The organism is Herminiimonas glaciei (genome assembly GCF_042664955.1).
GTDB classification, from domain to species: Bacteria; Pseudomonadota; Gammaproteobacteria; order Burkholderiales; family Burkholderiaceae_D; genus Oxalicibacterium; species Oxalicibacterium glaciei.
On record NZ_JBHTBU010000003.1, the window covers coordinates 299,154 to 323,562 of the forward strand.

14 protein-coding genes are annotated in these 24,409 nt (G+C 55.0%); 5 read left to right on the forward strand and 9 right to left on the reverse strand.

The genetic code is table 11. The features are described 5' to 3' along the window. Window positions 1–14 precede the first annotated feature (14 nt). The 6 genes from ACFQPC_RS17965 to ACFQPC_RS17990 form a co-directional block, all read right to left on the reverse strand. Window positions 15–1,310: an NCS2 family permease gene (locus ACFQPC_RS17965; RefSeq protein ID WP_382273205.1), complete on the reverse strand. Its 1,296-nt coding sequence runs from the start codon at window positions 1,308–1,310 to the stop codon at window positions 15–17. Between the two features lie 197 nt (window positions 1,311–1,507). Then, window positions 1,508–2,869 (reverse strand): 8-oxoguanine deaminase, encoded by a 1,362-nt coding sequence (locus ACFQPC_RS17970; protein ID WP_382273207.1) that lies wholly within the window; start codon window positions 2,867–2,869, stop codon window positions 1,508–1,510. A 306-nt stretch (window positions 2,870–3,175) separates the two neighbouring features. Then, window positions 3,176–4,843 (reverse strand): methyl-accepting chemotaxis protein, encoded by a 1,668-nt coding sequence (locus ACFQPC_RS17975; RefSeq protein WP_382273209.1) that lies wholly within the window; start codon window positions 4,841–4,843, stop codon window positions 3,176–3,178. A 91-nt stretch (window positions 4,844–4,934) separates the two neighbouring features. Next, window positions 4,935–6,701 (reverse strand): allantoate amidohydrolase, encoded by a 1,767-nt coding sequence (locus ACFQPC_RS17980; RefSeq protein ID WP_382273211.1) that lies wholly within the window; start codon window positions 6,699–6,701, stop codon window positions 4,935–4,937. Window positions 6,702–6,802: 101 nt separating this feature from the next. Next, window positions 6,803–8,197: a nucleobase:cation symporter-2 family protein gene (locus tag ACFQPC_RS17985; RefSeq protein WP_382273213.1), complete on the reverse strand. Its 1,395-nt coding sequence runs from the start codon at window positions 8,195–8,197 to the stop codon at window positions 6,803–6,805. Window positions 8,198–8,441: 244 nt separating this feature from the next. Next, window positions 8,442–9,377, reverse strand: a complete 936-nt coding sequence (locus ACFQPC_RS17990) for a LysR substrate-binding domain-containing protein (protein WP_382273215.1) — start codon at window positions 9,375–9,377, stop codon at window positions 8,442–8,444. 384 nt (window positions 9,378–9,761) lie between these two features. Between ACFQPC_RS17990 and ACFQPC_RS17995 the strand changes: the two genes are divergently transcribed. Further along, window positions 9,762–10,997 carry a urate hydroxylase PuuD gene (locus ACFQPC_RS17995; RefSeq protein ID WP_382273311.1) on the forward strand — a complete coding sequence of 412 codons (1,236 nt, stop codon included), beginning with the start codon at window positions 9,762–9,764 and terminating at the stop codon, window positions 10,995–10,997. A gap of 47 nt (window positions 10,998–11,044) precedes the next feature. Beyond that, complete coding sequence (locus tag ACFQPC_RS18000) at window positions 11,045–12,670, forward strand: HAL/PAL/TAL family ammonia-lyase (protein WP_382273217.1); 1,626 nt, start codon at window positions 11,045–11,047, stop codon at window positions 12,668–12,670. Between the two features lie 118 nt (window positions 12,671–12,788). Here ACFQPC_RS18000 and ACFQPC_RS18005 read toward each other — a convergent pair whose 3' ends face one another. Both ACFQPC_RS18005 and puuE read right to left on the reverse strand, forming a co-directional pair. Next, on the reverse strand, window positions 12,789–13,883 hold the full coding sequence (locus ACFQPC_RS18005) for a porin (RefSeq protein ID WP_382273219.1): 1,095 nt from the start codon (window positions 13,881–13,883) through the stop codon (window positions 12,789–12,791). Window positions 13,884–14,008: 125 nt separating this feature from the next. Next, a complete protein-coding gene (gene puuE / locus ACFQPC_RS18010) occupies window positions 14,009–14,959 on the reverse strand; it encodes an allantoinase PuuE (protein ID WP_382273220.1) in 951 nt (316 codons plus the stop codon). 188 nt (window positions 14,960–15,147) lie between these two features. Between puuE and uraH the strand changes: the two genes are divergently transcribed. Next, window positions 15,148–15,504, forward strand: coding sequence for a hydroxyisourate hydrolase (gene uraH / locus ACFQPC_RS18015; protein WP_382273222.1), 357 nt, complete (start codon window positions 15,148–15,150; stop codon window positions 15,502–15,504). 47 nt (window positions 15,505–15,551) lie between these two features. Here the strand turns inward: uraH and ACFQPC_RS18020 are convergent, their stop codons facing one another. After that, a complete protein-coding gene (locus ACFQPC_RS18020; RefSeq protein ID WP_382273224.1) occupies window positions 15,552–17,483 on the reverse strand; it encodes a sensor histidine kinase in 1,932 nt (643 codons plus the stop codon). A gap of 284 nt (window positions 17,484–17,767) precedes the next feature. Between ACFQPC_RS18020 and ACFQPC_RS18025 the strand changes: the two genes are divergently transcribed. Together ACFQPC_RS18025 and ACFQPC_RS18030 are read left to right on the forward strand one after the other, a co-directional pair. After that, window positions 17,768–21,604: an autotransporter domain-containing protein gene (locus ACFQPC_RS18025; protein WP_382273226.1), complete on the forward strand. Its 3,837-nt coding sequence runs from the start codon at window positions 17,768–17,770 to the stop codon at window positions 21,602–21,604. Window positions 21,605–21,629: 25 nt separating this feature from the next. Further along, window positions 21,630–24,401: an autotransporter family protein gene (locus ACFQPC_RS18030; RefSeq protein ID WP_382273228.1), complete on the forward strand. Its 2,772-nt coding sequence runs from the start codon at window positions 21,630–21,632 to the stop codon at window positions 24,399–24,401. Window positions 24,402–24,409: the final 8 nt, after the last annotated feature.

Sequence of the window (24,409 nt, forward strand, 5' to 3'; positions counted from 1 at the left end):
CCTGCTTTATTCGCTTAACCCAAATAAACCAGCTTGAACGTGAACAAGCCTGCAATGATCCAGATCATGATCGACACTTCCTTGGCGCGACCGGTCAACAACTTCAGCGCGGCATAGGTGATAAAGCCGAGTGCCATACCGTTCGCAACCGAATAAGTGAAAGGCATGATGATGGTGGTAATCACTGCCGGTACGCATTCGGTGGTGTCTTCCCAATCGATGTCACGCAGTTCACGCAACATCAGGCAGGCCACAAAGAACAAAGCCGGTGCTGTTGCGTATGCCGGAACCACGCCAGCCAGTGGTGCAATAAACAAGGCCAGCAGGAACAGGATGGCGATGGTGACTGCGGTCAGGCCGGTGCGACCACCTGCTTGCACACCAGCGGCACTTTCAATATAGGCGGTGGTACTCGAAGTGCCAAGCATGGAACCGGCAATGATGGCGCCGCTATCTGCCAGCAAGGCCTTGTTCAGGCGTTCGATCTTGCCGTTTTTGACCAGGCCGGCACGTTGCGCCACACCCATCAGGGTGCCGGTCGCATCGAATAGTTCAACCAGGAAAAAGACCAGCACGACGTTGATCAGGCCCATGCCCAATGCACCTGGAATATCCAGTTGGAACAAGGTAGGCGAGACCGAAGGCGGAGTCGAAAATACGCCGGCGAACTTATTGCCCGCAAAGAAGAAGCTCAATACGGTCACGGCCAGGATGCCGATCAACATCGCACCACGGACTTTCAGGCGATCCAGCGCGACGATCACGATGAAGCCTATGATGGCCAGTACGGCTGGCGGGCTATGCAAATCACCCAATGTGACCAGCGTATTTGGATTGCCGACGACAATGCCGGCATTCTTCAGTGCGATCAGTCCGAGGAAGAGGCCGATACCCGCGGGGATCGCCGTTCGTAAGGAAACCGGGATGCTGTTGATAATCAACTCGCGGATCTTGAACAGGCTCACCACCATGAACAGGCAGCCGGAAATAAAGACGGCGCCCAGCGCTGCCTGCCACGAATATCCCATACCGATAACAACTGCGTACGAGAAGTAGGCATTCAGGCCCATGCCGGGAGCCAGCCCGATAGGGTAGTTGGCATACAGGCCCATGATCAGGGTTCCGATGGCGGCGGCCACGCAAGTGGCGACGAATACGGAATCCTTGGGCATCCCCGCGTCCCCCAGAATTGCCGGGTTGACGAAGATGATGTAGGCCATCGTGAGGAAGGTGGTCAGCCCTGCCAGTAGCTCTGTGCGGACGGTTGTGCCGTGCTCATTGAGCTTGAAAAACTTTTCCAAAAAAGTCATCTGCTTGTCTCCGAATTATTATGTTTTATGCTTGAACGCTTGCCATCTGATGTGGATACGTTCAGCGCATCTAATGTCGTCTAATTTTGCTTATGCGATGTAACGCAGATGGAATATCAGTTATAAGGCTGCAGCTATAAAGTTCTCCTTGTATCCGGGCCGATTTATGCGTTCAGGCGGTGTCGCAAGCGACGTCACTAGCGCGCCGCCTCGGCCAGGGCAAATGCCAGTGTGTTGTGGCGTTCAATTACTTGCCCAAGATCAATGGTGGTGAGACGCCCGTCGCGGATCACGACGCGGCCGTTAATGATGCTGCAGGCGACATTCGGCGGCGTGCAAAATACCAGCGCCGCGACCGGATCGTGCAAGGCACCGGCGAAGCCGATTTGCCGCACATCAAACATGACGATATCGGCCGACATACCGGGTTTGAGCGCGCCTATGTCATCACGATTCAAGACCTTGGCACCGCCCAGCGTGGCGACTTCCAGCGCTTGTCTGGCGGTCATTGCATCCGGGCCGAAGCCGACCCGTTGCAGCAGCATCGCTTGCCTGACTTCAGCCATCATGTGGCCGGAATCATTGGAGGCACAACCGTCGACGCCCAGGCCTACGGAAACACCTGCATCCAGCATCTTGCGTATCGGTGCGATACCGGACGCCAGTCGCATATTGGAACAAGGACAGTGCGCAATACCGGTATGGGTGTGAGCGAATAAATTGATACCGGCATCGTCCAGTTGCACACAGTGTGCGTGCCAGACATCGTGCCCGACCCAGCCGCAGTCTTCTGCGTATTCGGCTGGCGTCATATTGAATTTTTCACGACTGTAAGCGATATCGTTGACGTTTTCCGCCAGGTGCGTATGCAGTGATACACCGAAACTGCGCGCCATGCTGGCCGATTCGCGCATCAGGTCGCGCGATACCGAGAATGGCGAGCAGGGTGCCACCACGATACGCTGCATCGCATGACGCTCAGCATCATGGTAAGTCTCGATCAGGCGCTGCGTATCGCGCAGGATGTCGGCTTCCTGTTCCACTACGCGATCCGGCGGTAAACCGCCTTTGGACTGGCCTACGCTCATCGAACCGCGCGCCGCATGGAAGCGCATGCCTATCTCTTGTGCCGCTTCCAGGCTGTCGTCGAGGCGGCAGCCGTTCGGATAGATGTAGAGGTGATCGCTGCTGGTGGTGCAGCCGGACAGCATCAGTTCCGCCATCGCGGTCTGCGTCGACACCTGGATCATTTCCGGCGTCAGGTTGGCCCAGATCGGGTACAGGTTGGTGAGCCAGTTGAACAATTCGCCATTCTGCGCGGCAGGAACCGCCCGCGTCAGGCTTTGATACATGTGGTGGTGGGTATTGATCAGGCCGGGCAGCACGACGTGATGGCTGGCGTCTATGACTTCATCGGCGGTCTGCGGCAGCGTAGCGCTGGGGCCGACCTGTTCGATCACGTTGTCGCGGATAAAGACCGCGCCGTTGCTGATTTCTTCGCGCTGCTCGTTCATGGTGACGAGCACGTTGGCATTCTTGATGAGAAGTGTTTTTGACATGAGGGTACCTGTCTGTTTAAGACTCAATTTGGACGGTGGCCATCGTCAGATAGCCCCGCCGACATTGCCGGTGGTGGACCGGTTGCCAGTTACCTTTTTTGTGTCGCCAAAAAAAGGTAACCCAAAAAGGGTTTAAGACAGGTGCAACGCGCTGCTGGCGGCAGCGTCGATACGATGCTGGACAGATTGTAAAGTTGTCGGCATCGCATCGAAAAACATGCATGTATAGATTAAGGCATGTCAGCCGGTTTTTTCAACGATTTTTATCGAATATCTGATTATCGTTGTTTGTTTCGATTCTGCATTTCAATTCGATATAAGGCTGGCGATCCTGCCGCTTTTCTGTAGCGGTACCAGGGGTGTCGATGCAGCCACCAGGCGCAGCTTTTCCGGTGCAGCCGGGCTGGCGGCAGTCGCCGCCGTATTGCGCTCCAGTTTGAAGATGCTGACCAGCTGCATTAGCTGCTCGGCCTGGTCCCGCAGCGATTGGGCGGTGGCGGCGGATTGCTCTACCAGCGCGGCATTTTGCTGCGTGCCTTCATCTATCAGCACGACTGCCTGCCCGACCTGTTCTATGCCTGCACTCTGTTCCTGGCTGGCATTGTTGATGGCAGCAATGATGCCGCTGACGCGCTCTACGCTGGTGACGACTTGATCCATGGTCAGGCCGGCCTGCTGCACCAGTTTGCTGCCGTTATCCACTTTTTCGACCGAATCGTCTATCAGTGCCTTGATTTCCCGCGCGGCCGTGGCGCTGCGTTGTGCCAGGTTGCGCACTTCGGATGCGACTACGGCAAAACCACGCCCTTGTTCGCCGGCACGTGCTGCTTCGACTGCTGCATTGAGTGCCAGGATATTGGTCTGGAAGGCGATGCTGTCGATCACGCCGGTAATGTCCATGATCTTCTTCGACGAGGTATTGATCGCCGCCATCGTATCTATCACCTGATGCACTACGCTGCCACCTTGTCGTGCGATATCCGAGGCAGAGGCTGCCAGCTGATTGGCTTCCTGTGCATGGTCGGCGTTTTCCTTCACGGTCGAGGTCAGCTCTTCCATCGCCGATGCCGTCTCTTCCAGCGAACTGGCCTGCTGTTCCGTGCGGGATGAAAGATCCATATTGCCGCGTGCGATTTCGCCTGAAGCGCTGGCGATGGTGTCGGTGCCGTTGCGTACCTGGCTGACGATGTGGTGCAAGTTGTCATTCATGGCTTTCAGTGCAGCCATCAACTGCCCGACTTCATTGGTCGTTTTAACAAAAATGGGGCCGCCCAGATCACCCTGTGCCACGCGGCGGGCGGCGGTGATAGCGATATTCAGCGGGCGTGTGATGCTACGGCTTACCCACCAGCCGACGACGATGGCCATCAGTAAAGTAATGCCGGCCAGGATATTGATGATCCAGCGCGCCTGCTCGGAATTGGCACTGGCAGTCTCGCCGGCTGTGCTCATCAGGCTGCCCTGGTAATCGAACATGGCATCCAGCGCGATAAAGTACTTAACCTGTAGCGGCATGAATACCTGTTCCAGGTAGGCTTTGGCCTCATTCGTCCTGCCGTCTTGTGCCAGTTGCAGCAGGGCGTCGCGCGCCGGTACATATTGATCGCGTGCGCTGACGGCGGCGTTGATGTAGTGCCGGTCTTCTTCTGTTTGCGCGATGGACTTGAGCTGATCCAGTCCTTGCTTCATTTTTTTGTCGGAAGCGACGGCGTCGTTCAACAAGCTTTTAATCCTGGCAGGATCACTGCTCAACATCATGTCGCGCAAGTTCAGCGCGATCTTGTTGACTTCTATCTGTACCGAGTTCGCCAATATCGTCTTCGGATAGCGGTCTTTGCTGATGAGGTTGATACTGTCGTTCAGTTGTATCAACTTGATGTTGCTGAGTACGGTAATGGCGACGAGTAATGCAAACACGATGCCGAAACTGAGTGTCAGCTTCTGTCTGATTTTGAAGTTGGCTATCATTTTCATGGCTATACCTTCAGGGAGGGGGCGCAGTCGACAAAAGAAGGCGGATCAAAAAGATTTGATCCGCCCAGACTATCCAGACTTACTGTTTTAGTTATTTTTCTCTGAAATTGCGCAAGAAATCCAACAGGATTTGAGCCGATACTTCGGTGTCATCGGCTGTCATCGTTTCCAATGGATTGTGGCTGATACCGCCATTGCCGCAGCGGGTGAAGAGCATGGCTACATCGGTCATCTTGGCGATGGTCATGGCATCATGACCGGCACCCGAAGCCAGTTCGAACGGCCGTACCCCGGCGCGTTCGGTGGCAGCGGATAATTGTTGCATCAGCCATGGCGCACAAGGCGCGGCCGGTGCGGATACGCTGAGCTCTGCCTTGTACTCGATGTTGCGCCTGGCGCTGACATTGGCAATGTGTTGCAGGATGTCGGCGACTGCCGCTTCACGTACCGTATCCACCGCCGCGCGGATATCCAGTGAAAATACGCAACGTCCGGGAATCACGTTGGTGGAACCGTTCGGTACCTGTAGCTGGCCGACCGTGCCTACCAGTGATGCGTGCTGGTCTTGCGCACAACGTTGCTCCACGTAGAGGATGATTTCTGCCGCTGCAGCGGCGGCATCCTTGCGCATCGACATTGGCGTGGTACCGGAGTGACTGGCGACGCCACGCAACTCAACCTGGTAGCGTGAGCTACCGGCGATTGATGTGACGATGCCGACCGGCAGGTCGTGCTGCAACAAGACCGGCCCCTGTTCGATATGCACTTCGACATAGCCGAGGATATCGGCCGGGTTACGTGCTATTTGCGGAATGGCATTGACGTCATGGCCGGCTTGCGTGATGGCTTCGCGCATGCTGATGCCATCTTTGTCGGTGATGTCCAGCAAGTCCATATTGAATTGACCGATGACGGCGTTACTGCCGAGGAAGGTGCTTTTGAAGCGGACGCCTTCTTCTTCTGAAAAGGCGATGACTTCAAAATGGAAGGGCAGCGTCTCGCCGCGCTCATGCAGGTGTTTGACGACCGCAATCGCCAGCAATATGCCTTCGCGTCCATCATATTTGCCGCCATTGCGCACAGTGTCATAGTGCGAACCGGTGATCAGGGTTTTGGCCCGTGGATCGGTCGACAGGTAGCGGCCGACGACGTTGCCGACGGCATCGATATGAGCGTGCATACCTGCCGCGCGCATCCAGTCGGAAATTTGGTTGGCAGTGCGGCGATGGGCGTCGCTCATGTAGGTACAGGTCAGTGCGCCTTCATCTTCGCTCCAGGTTGCGATTTCTTCCGCCCACTCCATCACCGTGGCACCTATCGCCGGTGTATAGCCGAGCAGGTCATTGATGCGCATTTCGGCGATACGCCCGATTTGTCGCAAGGCTTCACGCAATTCGTCTTCGACCTGGTTGCGCAGGCGACGACTAAAGGTGGCAATAATTTGCTGGCGTGTCAGCCCTTTGCCGCTTGCCCCTTTCACCGCGAGGATGAAAGGGAAGCCGAACTTATTGTTGTAATCGTTGTTGAGGCTTTGTAGCGTCGCGAATTCTTCCGGCGTGCACAGATTCAGACCGGCCTTGGCTTGCTCACCGGTAGACTCTACCGTCAACTCGCCGGCAATGGCTGCCTTGCCGGCGAGCTCCGGGTGGGCCCGGATGAGTTGCAATTGTTCGGCGCGATCGGCCGCAGATACCACCCCTTGCATCGCCTGCTTAAGCGCGGTGATCGTGGTGAAAGGGCCAAGTTTCGCCGCCCGTGCGGGGATCCATGGCGAATGCTCATAGATTCCGCGCAGGGTGTCGACAAAAGCCGGCACATCCTGTGCGGCCAAACGGTTCAATTGTTCTAGTGTGCTCATGCTGTTACCTGTCATCTGCGGTTGCCGCCGGATGGTCCCGCCATCCGGCTTGCCTGTTGCATCTATTCCTGGTGAACGGGACTCACCTTGTTGCGGTATTCCTAGTGTTCCGAACTCTGCGCTGCCGCCAGTGCAAATGCCGCGATTTCCTTATCGCTGCCGCGACCGTTGAAGTAGAGGTTCAGTACTACAGCGGTGGTGGTGGCCAGCAAGATGCCGCTATGCAGGATGGTGGACAGGAAGTCCGGCAACTGGTTAAAGAAAGTCGGTGCCACGGTAGGGATCATGCCGGCACCGACGCTGATGGCGACGATGAAGACATTGTGGCGATTGCCGTTGAAGTCCACCTTGCCGAGGATCTTGATACCGGTCGCCGCCACGATGCCGAACATCACGATACCGGCACCGCCCAATACGAATTGCGGGATGGATGCGGCGACGTGTGCCATCTTGGGGAACAGGCCGAAGGCTACCAGGATGACACCTGCCGCCACGCAGACATAGCGGCTGCGGATGCCGGTGATGCCGACCAGGCCGACGTTTTGCGAAAAGGAGGTGTACGGGAAGGTATTGAAGATCCCGCCGATCAGGGTGCCCAGGCCGTCGACCCGCAGGCCGCGCCGCAGGGTTTTGTCATCGACGTCTTTTTCGATGATGTCGCCGAGCGCGATGAACATGCCGGTTGATTCGATCATCGACACTATCATCACCAGGCACATGCTGATGATGGAGCTCAGGTCGAATTGCGGCCAGCCATAGTGGAAGGGCAGGATCAAGGCAAACCAGTCCGAGTCGCCGAGGCCGTCAAAGCTGACCTTGCCGAGCGCGAGTGCGATGACGAAACCGATGATCAGGCCCATCAACACTGAAATATTGGCGATGAAGCCTTTCATGTATTTGGTGATGAGCAAAATGGAGACGAGGACGATGGCGGCAATCGTGAGATTGAGCGGGGAACCGTAATCGGGATTGGGCATGCTGACCAGTGCGCCATCAACCATGCTGTGGATCACAGGTTGACCACCGGCGGCCCAGTTGACACCCACGCCCATCAGTGACAGGCCGATGACCGTGATCACGGTGCCGGTCACGACTGGCGGGAAGTAGCGTATGAGTTTGCACATATAGTTCGCCACCAACATGCAGAAAATCCCCGAGACGATGACCGCCCCATAGATGTGGAGTATGGTCAGCGAAGGATTGCCGGCCATTGCGACCATCGGTCCGACGGCAGCGAAAGTGACGCCCATCATGACCGGCATGCGGATACCGAATTTCCAGATACCCAGGCTTTGAATGATGGTGATCAGGCCGCAGCAAAACAGATCGGCACTGATCAGGAAAGCGATATCAGACTTGGGAAGATTGAGTGCGCCGCCGACGATGAGTGGTACGGCGATGGCGCCTGCATACATTACGAGTACATGTTGTATGCCGAGCGCGGCGAGCTTTGGTACAGGTAGAACTTCATCTACCGGATGGCTACTGGTTGTCATGGCTGTCTCCGTTTTTTTATATGGAGGCCGCTGCAAGATGAATGTATTTTTCGCCTGCCAGCTTTATGTTGCAACGGCCCCTGAACGAGTCCTTGTGCAGAAGGGGCCGATGCTAAGCAACATCTTCTGTACAGGCTCGATGGCCGATACTAAAGTAAATAAACCAGTCCAATATACGGGCCAGCCTATACCCGGTCTAGCTATGCGGATATAAGTGCTCTGCCATAAATATGTATGTCAATTATTAGTCGGCAAGTACTTTTGCCGCAGCGCTCACCTGTGCGCGCAACCACTTGTGTTCAGTCGCCTGGTGCACCCGTTCATGCCATAACTGATAGAACCGCAAGGGCGGGAATTTGATCGGTACGCTATAGCTTTTCAACGATAAAGTCTTTTCGTAGAAGCTGGTGAATTGCTGGCCTGCGGTCAATACCAGATCAGTTTTTTCCACCATATACGGCAGCATGCGGAAATGCGCCGACTCGACCACGATATTGCGTCGCAGGTTTTGTTTTTCGAGGAAGGTATCGATAGTGCCGTGGTAGCCGGGCAGGATTTGCGACGGCGCTGCATGTGGCAGGCTCAGATAATCCTCTATCGTCATCGCATCCTTTGCAGTGCGCTTGGCATACGCACAGTCGGAACGCATCAGGCAGACGATGGGGTCGTCGAATAGCTTGGACATATGGAGATGCTCAGGCATTTCATCCCAGTTCGCGATCACCAAGTCCAGCTCGCCGTCTGACAAGAGGCGTACGTAATCAGTATCCGGCCCCAGTGCATGGATGACGATGTGGCTCTTCGGCGATTCGCGTCGCAAACGGGCGATCACTTCCGTGAAGAATTGCGTATTCATGTAATCCGGTGCGGCGATGTGGAAGGTGCGCGCTTCATCCTGTGGCACAAAGGCCGTTTTCGGGATGAATAAATGTTCTGCCTCATCGAGGATGCGTTTGGCTGACTTCATCAGGCTCTCGCCATGCTGGGTCGGTACCATGCCGCGCGCGCCGCGCACCAATAGCGGATCGCCGGTCAGCTCGCGCAGTTTGCGCAAGGACGCGGAAATCGATGGTTGCGGACGATTCAGTTTCAATGCCACGCGCGAAACATTTTTTTCGCACAACAGCAGGTAAAGAATCCGTATCAGATGGATATCAAGGTGATCGGGCAGCCTGGACATAATTTGTCTCCGTTATTTTTTGCTTATCTCAGGCAAGCATTCGGAATAGCAATGTTATATACCGAATGTCTCATATAACGAGTTCATTGTTGTATATCAAATTTGATATGTCAAATATAAGGGACGCGCAATGTTTTAAATGGCCCGGGCGTTTATCGTTCCACCAATCTGGTCACCAGCATGGGCAAAACCTGCGACAAAAGCGGTAAGCCAGTTGCGTGGTCGGGTGGAATGAAAATCATAAGGTCGGAGCGGCATGTCCGGTTGCAGGACGGGTATTTTTACCCACCCTGGAACCGACAATTACGGCCAAAAAACGGGACGCACAGTCCTGCTCATCTGCAGAGCGCGCAGTGGCGGATGAGGATCAAACGTGGGGAAGACATGGAAGCATTATTCGGATCGTACGGCGTTGAGTGGCTCAACCTGCTGGTGCGCTGGCTGCATTTAATTACCGGGATCGCCTGGATCGGCGCATCCTTTTATTTCGTCTGGCTCGATAATTCGATCCGTCCACCGAAGCCGGGTAGTGAACTGGCCGAGAAAGGTGTTTCGGGGGAGTTGTGGGCGGTCCATGGCGGCGGTTTCTATAATCCGCAAAAATACCTGGTAGCTCCGAAAGAATTGCCACCCGAACTGCACTGGTTCAAATGGGAAGCGTATGCCACCTGGCTGAGCGGTTTTGCCATGTTGTTCATCGTCTATTACTTCAATGCATCAGCCATGATGATAGATAAATCAGTCGCTGATTTATCGTCATGGGAAGCAATCGGCGTGGGCCTCGGTACGTTGGTGGTTGGCTGGATCGTGTATGACTTGCTATGTCGGTCGCCATTAGGCAAGCGCGAAGGTTTGCTGGGTATCATCATGTTTGTATTCATTGTGGCGGCGACTTATGCACTGACGCATTTGCTCAGTGGCCGTGCAGCCTATATCCACGTCGGTGCCATGATAGGAACGATCATGGTGGGTAATGTGTTGATGGTGATCATTCCAGGTCAGCGCAAGCTGGTGGAAGCGATGAAGGTGGGTAAATCGCCTGATCCTATCTACGGCAAACGTGCGAAGCAACGCAGCGTACACAATAACTATTTCACCTTGCCGGTGCTGTTCATCATGATCAGCAACCACTATGCGATGACTTACACGCATACGTATAGCTGGCTGGTACTGGCGGCGATCATGGCGGCCGGTGTATTGATCCGTCACTTTTTCAATCTGCGCCATGCGGGAAAAGTATCTGTTGCCTATCCGATTGCCGGCGTTGCCTTGCTGGTGGCGGTCGCGATTGCTATCGCACCGCGTCCATTACCGAAGCCGGTGGCGACTACTGCACCGGGCGTTGATACCGCAACTATTTCCGCTGTCGATTTTGCCAAGGTACAAGAAGTGATTACGCAACGTTGCGTCAGCTGCCATGCTGCGCAGCCGACGCATGAAGGCTTTGCTACTGCACCGGCCGGCATGATGTTGCAGACGCCGGAGTTGATACGCCAACATGCGGCGCGGGTGTATCAACGCACGGTGCAAACCAAGGATATGCCCTTGGGTAACCTGACCCATATGACGGATGAAGAACGGAAGCTGGTAGGTGCCTGGTTTGAGGCTGGCGCGAAGTAAGCCGTATTGTTGTTGGATATTGAATAAAAATATAAAGAGGAAACGCAATGAACAAGATTACCATCGATGGCTTCACCCTGACGGCGCAGCAGGTAATCGCCGTGGCGCGGGCGCCTCATTCCCCTGTTGTCCTGGCCGACTCTTCCCGTGCCGCGCTGAAAGAAAGCCGCGATTACATCGAAGCCACCTGGATGCACGATGAAGCACCGATGATGTATAGCTTCAACACCGGTGTAGGTTTGCTGAAAGACACCCGCATCAAGGTCGAGAATATCGAACTGTTCCAGACGCAAATGATCAAGGCACATTGCGCCGGCATGGGTGAGCCATTCTCGGAAGAAGTCAGCCGCGCAACCATGTTGTTACGTGCGAATGCCTTTGCCAGCAATTACTCGGCACCGCGGGTGGAAGTAGTGGATCGCCTGCTGGCTTTCCTGAATGCAGGGATACATCCGATCATGCCGCAAAAGGGTTCGGTCGGTGCTTCCGGTGACCTCGCGCCGCTGTCTTACCTGGCAGCGGCGATTGCCGGCTTTGATGAAGCGGAAGTAATGTATCAGGGCCAGCGCATGAGTGCGCCACAAGCGATTACCAAAGCCGGTATCGGCCCGGTCAAATTCGACCTGAAGGCGAAGGATGCGTCAGCGCTGATCAATGGCTGTACCGCATCGCTGGCGGTCGCGGTACTGGTCGCGCATGATGCGCGCAACCTGCTGAGTGATGCCTGCCTGTCGCTGGGACTGACGCTGGAAGCGATGCGCGCCGAAATGGCAGCTTTCGATGCCCGTATCCAGCAAGCCCGTCCGCATGCCGGCCAGATCAAGACCGCAGCCGTCATTCGCAAGCTGTTGTCCGGATCGACACGTACAACGCATGAGGCACGCGCGGTACAGTTTCCCGAAGAATTACGCCGTACCGATATCCCTTATAGCGCGCGTATCCAGGATGTGTATTCGTTGCGTTGTTCGCCACAAGTCTATGGCCCGGTATTCGACGCCTTGGACTATATCGATAACATCGTCGACAAAGAGATCAACTCGGCTACCGACAATCCACTGATTTTCGACAAACAAGGTGGCGGTTTCGAAATTATCTCCGGTGGTAACTTCCACGGCCAGTATTTGGCACAAGCGATGGATTTGCTGGCGATGGCGATTACCGACCTGGGCAGCATTTGCGAGCGCCGGGTTGCACGCCTGATTGATCCGACCTTGTCCTGGGGTTTGCCGCGTAACCTGATGAGCGGTGTACGTGGTGTGAATACCGGTTATCCTGTGGTGCAATGTTCGCTGAGTTCACTGGTGATGGAAAACCGCACGCTGTGCATGCCGGGCAGTGTGGACAGTATCCCGGCCAAAGGGAATAGTGAAGACCACGTATCCAATTCGACCTGGTGTGCGCGCAAGGCGGCAACCGTGGTGGCGAATACGCAGTACATCATCGGTGTCGAAATGCTGCTGGCAGCGCAGGCATTGACCATGACGGAAGACCTGTTGCCCGGCTTCGTACTGGGACAAGGTACACAGGCGGCATACCAGGAAATTCGTCGTCAAATTCCGGCTTGCCTGGAAGGTGATCGCTGGTTCCATAACGATATCGCGGTGGCACAATCGTTTGTTGTTAGCGGCTCGGTACGCGATGCAGTCGTCAAGCAGATAGGTGATTTCGTTTAAATAAGATCAGGAATCAGGGTGCGTAATTTACGCTCCCTGTCGTAATGCAAAAAAGAGTCACGTTACTGTGACTCTTTTTTATTGGGCATCACTCTTGCGTCAGCAAGTTAGGCCGGCATCAGAAGCGATGGCGGATACCAACTGCAACACTATTCCCGGCTGATTGCTGGGTGATCTTGTCGTACATATAGATCGAGTAAATATCGGTACGTTTGGACAGATTGTAGTCATAGCCAAACGATGCGGTATTGCGTTTTAACTCCGTGCCAATTGCCACACCATCACGTTTGGTATTGGCCCAGGATGCCAGGATGGCGCCCTGTCCCAGCGGGATACTGGTACCGAGCTGGAAGGTCTTGTCCTTCAGGTCGATATCGTGCGTCGACTGGTTATAGCTGGCAAACAGTTTGGCGACGGAAAAGTCGTAGGCACCGCCGACAAACCATGCCGTCTGACGCGCAGCGCTGATGCCGCTGGCGAATGGAATGTTGCCGCCTGGTTGTACATTGCCTACCGGTACGTTCATCGGGTTATTGATTTGTACCTTTTGATAATAGGCGGTCAGTGCCAGCGGGCCATTGAAGTAGAGCAGGTTACCGCCGACATTGTTTTTGCCGTTTTTACCCGCCACTTCGCCGAACTGGTAATTGATACTCGCTTTCAGGCCACCGATATCAGGCGTGGTGTACATGATTTCATTACTCCAGCCGGTATCGCCTGCGACCGAGTTGGTCCAGCCTGATGCATTGAACAAGGGAACATCCTTGTGCAGGATCAAAGGCGAGAACTGGAAGGAATCGCCGAATGGATTGGAAATGATCGATGGCAGGAAATTGGGTGACAGATCGCGGCCCAGTGAGATCGCACCAAAATTTCCACGTAATCCAACATTCGCATCGCGCGAGAAGAAGGTTTCATTGCCATTGAAACGGCCATTTGCACCGGTATCGGTACGGATGTATGAGGTCAGGTTGAAGGTCGCTTTCAATCCGCCACCGAGATCTTCGGTGCCCTTGAAACCAAACCACGAGGTAGTCATGCCGCCGCCGTTGACGGAACTGGTGCGTCCTGCGTCACCGCTTTGTTTCATCGAACCGAGGTAAGTATCGACTACACCTGTGACCTGAACCGATGTTTGTGCCATGGCTGGCAGAGCGAATGCCGAACCTAGTGCCATAACGAGTTGTAGCTTTTTTAATTTTAGCTTGTACATCTTTGTCTCCCGATTTTTTATATGTATGAGAAAAACGAACTACCTACTCCTTTCATCCGACAAGACAGGGTTCCGCGTCTTGTCGGTTTTCCGTGGAGCCGCCACGGCCGGTAATGCCTGTGAATTCAGTTTGAGAATGGGTGCGTGGCGCGCCAGTGATTGGCGATGTCTATGCGACGGGTAATCCAGACCTGCTCATGGTTTTGTACATAATCAAGGAAGCGCGCCAGGGCGGCGACACGGCCGGGACGACCTATCAGGCGGCAATGCAAGCCGACAGAGAGCATCTTCGGCTGGTTCAATCCTTGCGGATCACCTTCGCGATACAAGACATCGAAAGCGTCTTTCAGATAATCGAAAAATTGTGTGCCGGAGTTAAAACCTTGCGGCGCGGCGAAGCGCATGTCGTTGCTATCGAGGGTGTAAGGTACGATCAGCTGTGGTGTCGTCACCTGTTTGCCATTCGCATCGCGGTGCGCAACAGGCTCCCAGTACGGTAAGTCATCGGCATAGCTGTCGGCATCGTAGGCGAAGCCGCCGTGCTCCATTACCAGGCGGCGTGTATTGGGGGAGTCGCGACCGGTGTACCAGCCCAGCGGCGCGCTGCCGGTCAGGTCACGGATGATGCTGACTGCTTCTGCCATGTGTTTACGTTCGGTAGCTTCATCCATGTTTTGATAGCTGATCCAGCGCAGGCCATGGCAGGCAATTTCATGCCCGAGTTCGGTGAATGCGGCGACTGCGTCAGGATTGCGCTGCATGGCGCGCGCGACGCCGAAAATAGTGAGTGGCAACTTGCGTTCTTCAAACATGCGCAACAGGCGCCACAGGCCGGCGCGTGAGCCATACTCGTAAATGGATTCCATGCTCATGTGGCGCGCAGGGAAACTTTGTGCGCCTATGATTTCGGAGAGAAAGGTTTCGGAGCCAGCATCGCCGTCAAGTACGCAGTTTTCCGCGCCTTCTTCGTAATTCAACACGAATTGCAAAGCGATACGTGCCCGCCCAGGCCATTGCGCGTGCGGTGGCGTGCGCCCGTAACCGGTCATATTACGAGGGTAGTTTTGCTTGCTCATGTCTCCAGCCTCTTTTAGTGAAGATTTGTTATTCGGCTTTACCTGTGTCGGCACTGAATTATGTCCGCTGAATGCATGGCTGATATAAGGTGAGGCGTATATGGATTAGAGGCTGGCGGTATATGATTTGAAGCAATGAACGGAGTAAATTTCGTACTCAATAAACAAGGTAAATAAACGGGGGGATTATGGGAAAACTGAGTACACACGTGCTGGATATCACGAAGGGAAAGCCGGGCGCAGGAGTGAAATTGGCGCTGTACGCGGTCGATGCTGCGGGAAATAGGAAAATTCTTAAAAATGAGATAACCAACGACGATGGGCGTTGTGATGCACCTTTGTTGCAGGGTGCGGAAATGCTGGTGGGAAAGTATGAACTGGTGTTTGCCGCCGGCGATTATTTTGCCGGCCAAGGGGTGGACTTGCCTTCGCCGCGCTTTGTCGATGAAGTGGTGCTGGCTTTCGGTATTGCCGATGCCAGCCAGAATTATCATGTGCCGCTGGTAGTGTCACCGTGGGCATACTCAACTTATCGCGGCAGCTGAGTACTTATTGCAGGAAAGTATGCATTCCGTTTGGCTGTCGCTGGCACTTATTGCCGCGCCAGCGGCAGCCACAACACGAACCTCGTGCCGTTTTTACCTGATTCCCAACTGACCTTGCCATTTACCGCCATTGCGCGCCGTTGCTGGTTATGCAAACCACGACCGGCGACGCTGGCCAGCGCTTTCTCGATATCGAAACCCTGACCATTGTCTTCGATGCTCACGCTCACACCATTTTCATCACGCGAGGTACTGACGCGGATTTCATTGGCCCGGGTGTGACGCAGGATATTCGCCACACTTTCCTGCACGATGCGCAGGATATGCAACGCGCTGGAAGGATCCAGCCAAGCCAGTGTCGGCAAGTCTTGTACCTCCCATAACAAGGTAATGCCGGTGCCTTCCAGTCGCGGTTCCAGGCGGAAGCGCAAGGTGGCGAGCAGCAGCACCAGGTCCGCTTCTATCGGTTCCATCGAGTCGATGGTCAGCTTCAGGTCGTCCAGGCAATCCTTCAGGATTTGTGAAATCTTGAAATCGCTGACGCCGCCATGTTCCACCGAGCGGATCGCGCTGATCAGCGATGAACCAAGGCCATCGTGCATATCCTGCATCAGGCGCTGCCGTTCATCGCTGATGGTTTGTCGCAGTGCCGCCTCACGCAGTTGCCGGTGGCTGATTTCCAGTTCCGCTTCCCGTATTTGCAAGCGCTGCGCCAGGTTGGCATTGGCTTGTTCGACTTCATCGATGGCGCTGACATAGCGACGGTACATCAAGGTGCCGAACATGGCGAAGGTGACCGCATTGGTATAAGCGCCGAGGAACCAGCCTTCCGGATTGATGAAGTTGGAATACAAGAGCCAATCGGACATGCCCAGCAAGGTTGCGATGGCGGTGCCGATTGCCACCAAAACACCATCGCGCGAACGCTTCCATGAATAGATTGCGCCGGTGACCGAGACCACCACGCCGAGAATGACGGCTACGCCATAAATGACGGGAACGAGTATCGACGTGCTCGGATAAAACGGCAGGATATGGGCCAGGGTCAGCGCACTGATGCCGGTTACTAGTGCGAAGATAAAACGCGTCAGCCATACCAGTGGGCGGCCGTGTAGTTGGCAGAGGAACAGGTGCACGATGGCAATCAGCCAAAACAGTGCATTGCTGGTAAGCCAGGCAAACCAGTCATTGGTGATCGGCAAATCAACGTAGTAATGCAAATGCCCGACAAACGAAATGGCGGCGAGATTGAAGAATAGCAGGTAAGCGATTTCCTGCCCGCGCCGGAACCATACAAACAAGGCAAATATCCCTACCGCCAAAAATGCCGCGCTCAGGGTTGCAGGTAATTCACGCTGCAACCATTGGCGTTCGTAATAACGACCCTTCAAGGCCCCGGCTGTACCCAGCCATAAGGATGACATGCCGACGCGCGTTTCCGCCGGGTGCTGGATGCGCAACAAAATCTCGCGCAAAGGACCATCAATATTGCTTTGATCCAGTGTCACGAGCAGCGGCGTGAACAGGCTGTTCCACAGCGGGCCCTGTGCCTGCGCACGATGGATGAGCCGGCCATTGGCATACAGCGCTATCGTGCCTTCGGTTTTAATGCGCACGCCATACAGCATCAGCGCCTCGGACGGCAGCGATAGCTTATCGAGCGGGAAACGTATCCAGGTCGTGTGGATACCTTGTCCTGTCACCGTCGCGTCAGTGGCAGGTCGGTCGGTCAACGGTAATGAAAGCGGCAGTGTGAGCTGTTGCCAGGCAGCGGGCAGGCTTTTGCTCTCCATGCGGGGAGGTGGTGCCTCCAGGGCTGGCGCGTCTGTCACCTGCCAGTCGGCCTGCGTCAAGTGCACGCTGGCTTGCGGTGTGGAATTGCCATCCGCGGTGAGGTACCAGACCCCGACCGCGATCAACAGGGTCAGGGAAAAGACGAATATTGCGTTGGCAAAGAGTCGTGCGGACGGGTATCTCATGCGGCAATGTCGGATGTGTGTTGGTAGCCGCCACGAGTGGCCTTGCCGACGCCGCCCCCTACCTGGGCCCCAATTAGTGTGTCGGCCGCAAAAATGGCTGGCGCCTATTGTACGCCCGGCCACGGATATTGCTTGTAGAACATTTGTTCTACATACAAGGCTGGCCGGTCTGCCTATAGTTTTCCCGTTTTTACAATACTTTTAGCGCATTTTGGCTACTTCCAGGCCTGCGTTTTTGCCGTGACCGTAAGTCCGACCGCTGCCTACCACCAGGGAAAACAAGAATGAAAACCACTCGACCGCAACGTACGGTCATCAGTCTCGCCATCGCCACTGCACTGAGCACCATGTTGCCGACAGTGGCTCTTGGGCAAACCGTGATTTCGGTGAATACAAGCGCAACACAGTTTTGGAGCGACAACGATTTCACGGTTAATAGCGGTGTCACGCTCAACTCTGATCCGGGTGATGCTGCGATTTATGCAAGTAGCGCCTCCACCCAGGGGGATTTTCTCAATAACGGCACGATTAACGGCGCTTTCGCTGGTCTGTTTAGTAGCGCTGCTATCAATCAGTTACAGAACAACGGTGTGATACGAGGCGAAACCTACTACGGAGTAGTCAGCACCCAGGGGGCCGAAATCAATGCCTTCATCAATAATGGTTCCATCAGTGGCGCTCCGGCAGGCATGCTCAACGAGGGCGTGATCAACAGCTTTACCAATCAGCAGACTGGCAACATCTATGGCCTGGTAAATGCCGGCACCGGCACGATCGCTGATCTGGCGAATCAGGGCTTCATCAGCCAGTTGGATAATGGCGGCACGATAGTGGGTCTATCCAACACTGGCTCGATAAGCAATCTGGTAAACGCCAGTAGCGGCACCATCTTTGATCTGGTGAATGAGGGCACGATCACTAAGGTGGAAAACAGCGGCATTCTCGTCGGCTCCGCCGGGTTTGGCAGTGGTTTGATCAATACGGGGACGATTACCCTGGTGGAGAATAAAACCGGCGGATACATACAATCCCTGGGCAATAGCGGCTCGATAGCCACTCTGAATAACGCAGGTACGCTAAACGGCATATTTGGCTTGCTCAACATGCGCAACATGAATCCCGATGGTGCGAATATAGGTACGCTGAATAATAGTGGCACCATTACAGGCGGTTACTACGGCGGCATCAGCAATAGCGCCGGCACGATAGACATCTTGCGCAACAGCGGGACTATCACCAGCACGGATACTTACGGAATATTCAACGGCGCTAGTAGTGAAATTACAGCGTTGACCAATACCGCAACTGGTGCCATCAGTGGGTTCACGACAGGTATTTTCAATGCGGGCCTGATCACCAGCATCACTAATAACGGTGATATCTATGGTCCGACGGCCATCAGCAATGGTGGCCAAATCACCAGCATGGGGCCGTCCCCTACGACGATGCACTACGCCGGCACGATAGCTACCTTAAGCAATACCGGCACCATCTGGGGCATCGGCAGTGCTGGCGACGGCGTCGCACTCTCGAATGCAACAAACAGCCAGATAGGCTTGCTGAGTAATACCGGCAGCATCAGCGGTGATGCGGTCGCGATCATTAATCGCGGAACCATAGGCAAGCTGGACAATGGCACGCTTGGAATCGTGAGCGGTGCAATGGCTATCTGGAATCTTGGCACTATTACCGAACTGAGCAATAGCGGAAAAATTTTTGTATCCGGTCCGGCAGTTGCAGGAAGCAGCTATAGCATCTCCAACCAAGGCCTCATTACCTCCCTGGTCAATAATCAAGGCGGTGTTATTTCAGATGCAGACTATGCGATTGACAACGCGGGCAGCGGGACGATCACTACATTGCTTAACAACGGTCTGATCAAAGGTCGTTATACCGGCTTCAAAAATGATGGCGGCAACATAGGCAGCATCGTCAACAATGGTGCAATAGAGGGCGACAATTTTGGTATAGAGAATCGCGAAAATATAGGCGTACTCAACAATAACGGCCGCATCTTTGGTGGGATAGCTGGCATCTTGATTTACAACGTCGGCGTGTTTACTGAGTTGAATAACAGTGGCACGATTGCTGGCGATACTTTCGCAGGCGTCGTTAATTACAGCAAGATCACTAGCCTGAACAATAAGCCGGGCGGCTTGATACAGAACGGCGTCTACAATGATTCCTTTGGCACTATCGATACCCTGAATAACCAGGGGACGATCGCCGGTTCCAGCAGCAGTACCACCGCATATGCCTTATCTAATGATGGCCATATAGGAACCCTGAATAACAGCGGCTTACTGACTTCTCCGGTTGATGCAATCTATCTCGGTGGCACTGGCACCATAGGTAACTTTATCAACAGCGGCAAGGTGGCCGGCAACATCAGGAACTACAGCGTAGGCTACGACCTGGTCATACAGGGCGGCAGCGGCACGACCTTTGGTGTGCTGACCGGCTCCAGCGGTGGCACCGGCGCCGCAGACATAGGCCTGATTGATAATCCATATGGGCAGCTCGTGTTCGGCGCGGGCAATCAATTATTGAATGACCACATCAATGTCGGTACGGCTGGCAACTCGGTCGTCAATCTGGATGGCGTACTGCAAGTCAATAATTACATCAACATCACCGGCGATTATGCGCAGCGCGCAGCGGCAACCCTGAATATCGGTGTGGCGCGTAACGCAATTGCAAATGGCGACAGCGCCGACCTTGGCTACGGTCGCCTGATCGTCTCCGGTAGTGCCGTCATCGATGCCGGTTCCAGCGTCATGCTTAAGAAAACCGGCGCCTACCGCTTTGCCAACGGCCAGCGCTATGTGGTGGTGCAAGCCAATGGCAGCGGCACCAACTATAACGAAACGGCCTTGAATTACGGTGCCACCGGTTACAGCGGCACCATCACCGGCAGCACCATAGCCAGCGGTGGCAATCTGTCCCTGCTGCTGACCCTGGATGGCGCCGCCGACAATCAGGCTACCAATAGCAACGGACAAAATACGCTGAATGCTTTGTTCAACTACAGCGGCACGGATGCAGGCCTGATGAATCTGTTCAATGCAGCGGCAGCGTCTGGTTCCAGCGACGAAGGTAATCGTGCCGGTGCGCAATTGAACCCGGCAGCTGGCAAAGCAGGTGTGGCGGGTGCCAGTACTGCGGTATCGCAGCAAGTTACGGGTATTGCATTCGACCGTTTGAGCAATACCTCTGCTGTTGCCGGTCTGGCTGGCAATGGCTTGTCTGCCGGTGACGGCATGCGCGACCAGGCGGTATGGGGCCAGGCGTTTGGCGGTAAGGCATCGGCTGACGCACGCGATGGCGTATCCGGTTATCACGCCAGCTATGCAGGCTTGTTGCTGGGTGCGGATACCGCGTGGAACGATCAGTGGCGCGTCGGTGGCTTGTTCAATTACGCAAGCACTTCGGTTTCCAACGATGACTACAACGCCGGTAGCTATTCCCGTATTAATTCCTATGGCTTGAGCGCATATGCCGGTTACACCGGTGAACCGTGGTACCTGAATATCTCAGTCGGTGCGATGCGCAGTGATGTGAAAGCGCATCGTGTGGTCGACCTCACCGGTTTCCATGGCGTTGCTGACAGCAACTACAACGGCATGCAGTACATCGCGGCGGCGCAGCTCGGTTATCCGATCAAGGTTGACCAGGTCTTGCCGGGTGCGGTGCTGACGCCACTCGCAGGGCTGGTCTATAGCAGCCTGCGTCAGGATGGGTATACCGAAACTGGCGGTAACGGTGCTGCCTTGCAGGTCGGCAGTTCCAGCACGCATTCGGTAAAAAGTGATCTTGGCTTCAAGTTGGAGCGCGCTTATAAAACCACCTACGGCTTGTTGAAACCATCGGTGCAATTGCTGTGGCGTCATGAGTACAGTGACACGCGTTTGCAATCGATCGCCAACTTTGCGGCCGATACCACGGGTGTGACTTCGTTCACGTCGCAGGGTGCCAAACCGGTGAAAGACACCGGCGTGCTGTCGCTGGGGGCGACCTTGCTGCGCAGTGACAAGCTCACACTCTCGGCCAACTACACGCTGGAACAAGGTGGCGGCTATAGCTCGCAAACCGGCAGCTTGCTGGCGCGCTGGCGTTTTTGAGTTACTTGCACAGACAGGGAGAGCCATGCGCCAGATCCAAGTTAAAGCGGGTATAGCCTGCAAGCCGGTGGCAGGCCTTGCCGCCAGTGCGAGACTCAGCACTCTGAGTCTCGCGGTGTCAGCAGCCTTGTCGCTGATGGCCGCATCCCCGGCGCAGGCAGATGCGCCGATTACAGGGGTCGTGCTTGTGCCTGGGTCTGGTGCATACAACTGGAGCAATGGCGACCTGACGGTAGAAAGCAGTGGTCGTTTGAGTGGCGGCAGCTCGGGCGTGTACACCGATGGCAGTACGCTAGGCACACTCAGCAATAGTGGCTACATCGGCGGGACATTCGCTGGTATCTATAACGACAAGACTCTAACCGCGATCAATAATGCCAGCGGTGCATCTATCAATGGTGGTGACCACGGACTCTTTAACGATACGGGTAGCCGGGTAGGTAGTATCGTCAATAACGGAACGATACAAGCAGCGCCGAATGGCTTTAACGGTATCAGCAACTGGGGAACGATCACAAATCTCAGTAATAGCAGGAGTGGCGTGATCGCTGGTGCCGAAATGGCTGCCGGGATACAGAATTGGCGTGGGCAAATAGCTACGCTGACCAACAACGGCACGATACGCGGTGGCGACAGCAATCTGGGCAGTTATAGCTACGGCATCGATAACAATAATCGCAGCACGATAGGCACGCTCAACAACAACAGCGGTGCCACCATCTACGGTGCGCGCAGCGGCATCTACAACTACAGTAGTTCCGGTACTTCTCTCATTACCGAACTGAACAATAGCGGCCTGATCACCGGCACGGTAGCCGGGATATATAACGATGACGGCGGACGGATTACGACACTGAATAATCTGAGCGGTGGCATCATCAACGGCGGCATCATCAACGGCGATGTGAGAAGTACCGCCACGATTACCACCTTCAACAATGCCGGCCTGGTGACTGATGATATGACTGCCATCCATGTTGTGCGCGGAACGATAGGCAGCCTGAACAATAGCGGCGTAATTACAGCAAGCAATGCGATCGTCATAGAATCAAACGCGACGATTACCACATTGAGCAACGCGGGAACCATCTCCGGCAACATCATCAACAACTCGAACCGGGTACAAACCATATTCGGTGGTTCCGGTAATACGTTTGGCACACTGACCGGGCAAAACGGCAGCATAGGCCTGATTACGAATACGTCCTCCAACTGGGTATTCGGTGGCGGCAACCAGCTGCTCAACAGCAATATCAATGTCGGCAGCAACAGCGTCATCAACTCCGCCGGCGTGCTGCAAGTCAATAATCAAATCAGCGTAACGGGTAATTACCAGCAAAGCGCGGCTGCGACCCTGAATGTCGGTGTTGCCAGCGGCGCGATCGCCAATGGCGAGAGCGCTGATAGCGGCTATGGTCGTTTGCTAGTTTCCGGTAGTGCGGTGATCGATGCCGGTTCCAGTGTGGCGCTGAAAAAGAATGGCAGTTATCGTTTCGCCAACGGCCAGCGTTATCTGGTGCTGCAGGCGTCGAGCGCAGGCAGCAACTATAACGAGGCGACACTGCGTTATCTGGCTGATGGCTATCGTGGTGACATTACAGGCAGCACCATCATCGATGGCAGCAAGCTGGGCTTGTTACTGACGCTGGATGGAGAAATCGTGAATCCGGCAAACCAGGCAAACGCGCGCAACACACTGGATGGCTTGTACCAGTACACCGGTACCGATGCAGCACTGATGAATCTGTTCAACGCCGCCGCAGCACTGGGCACAGCCGCGGATGCAAATCGCGCGGGCGCACAATTGAGCATATCGTCCAGTACCTTCGGCATAGCCGGTGCTACGGATGCAATCGGCAAGCATGTGAATGGCATGGTATTCAATCGGCTGGACGCTAGTGTTCCAACTGGTGGATCTGTCGGCAGTGGTTTATCCGGCGGTGATGGGTTAAGCGATAAGGCCGTCTGGGGCCAGGCCTTTGGTGGTCGCGCGTCGGCCGACGAGCGCGACGGTGTTTCCGGCTACCACGCCAGCTACAACGGCTTGCTGCTGGGTGCGGATGCCGCGCTGAATGAACGCTGGCGTGTCGGTGCTGTGTTTAGTTATGCCAGCACTTCGGTTTCCAACGACGGCAACAATTCCGGTAGCCATGCACGTGTTGATTCCTATGGCTTGACGGCTTATGCAGGCTATCGTGGCGATCCCTGGTACCTGAATGCTTCCCTCGGTGCGATGCGCAGCAATATTGATGCGCATCGCTTGCTGGATTTCACTGGCTTTTCCGGTACTGCGAATAGCAGTTACCAAGGCATGCAATATACCGCTGCTGCGCTGGCCGGCTATCCGATCGCTGCAAACGGGACGGTCGTGACGCCGCTGGCCGGTTTGACGTATAGCAGCTTGCGCCTTGATGCCTATACGGAAACGGGTGGCAATGGTGCGGCATTGAATGTCGCAGCGGCAGATACCCATTCGCTCAAGAGTGACCTGGGTTTCAAGCTGGAGCGTGATTACCAGACTGGCTACGGCTTGCTCAAACCCATGGTGCAAATACTGTGGCGGCACGAGTTTAGCGACACGCGTTTGCAATCAGTTGCCAACTTTGCTGCCGATTTATCAGGTGCCACTACTTTCGTGACTCTGGGCCCGACGGCCGTTCGCGATACCGGCGTCCTGTCGCTGGGAGCCACGCTGCTGCGTAGCGACAAGTTGACACTATCGGCCGGATACACGCTGGAAAAAGGCAGTGCTTACACCTCGCAAACCGGCAGCCTGCTGGCACGCTGGCGTTTTTGACGGAGCGC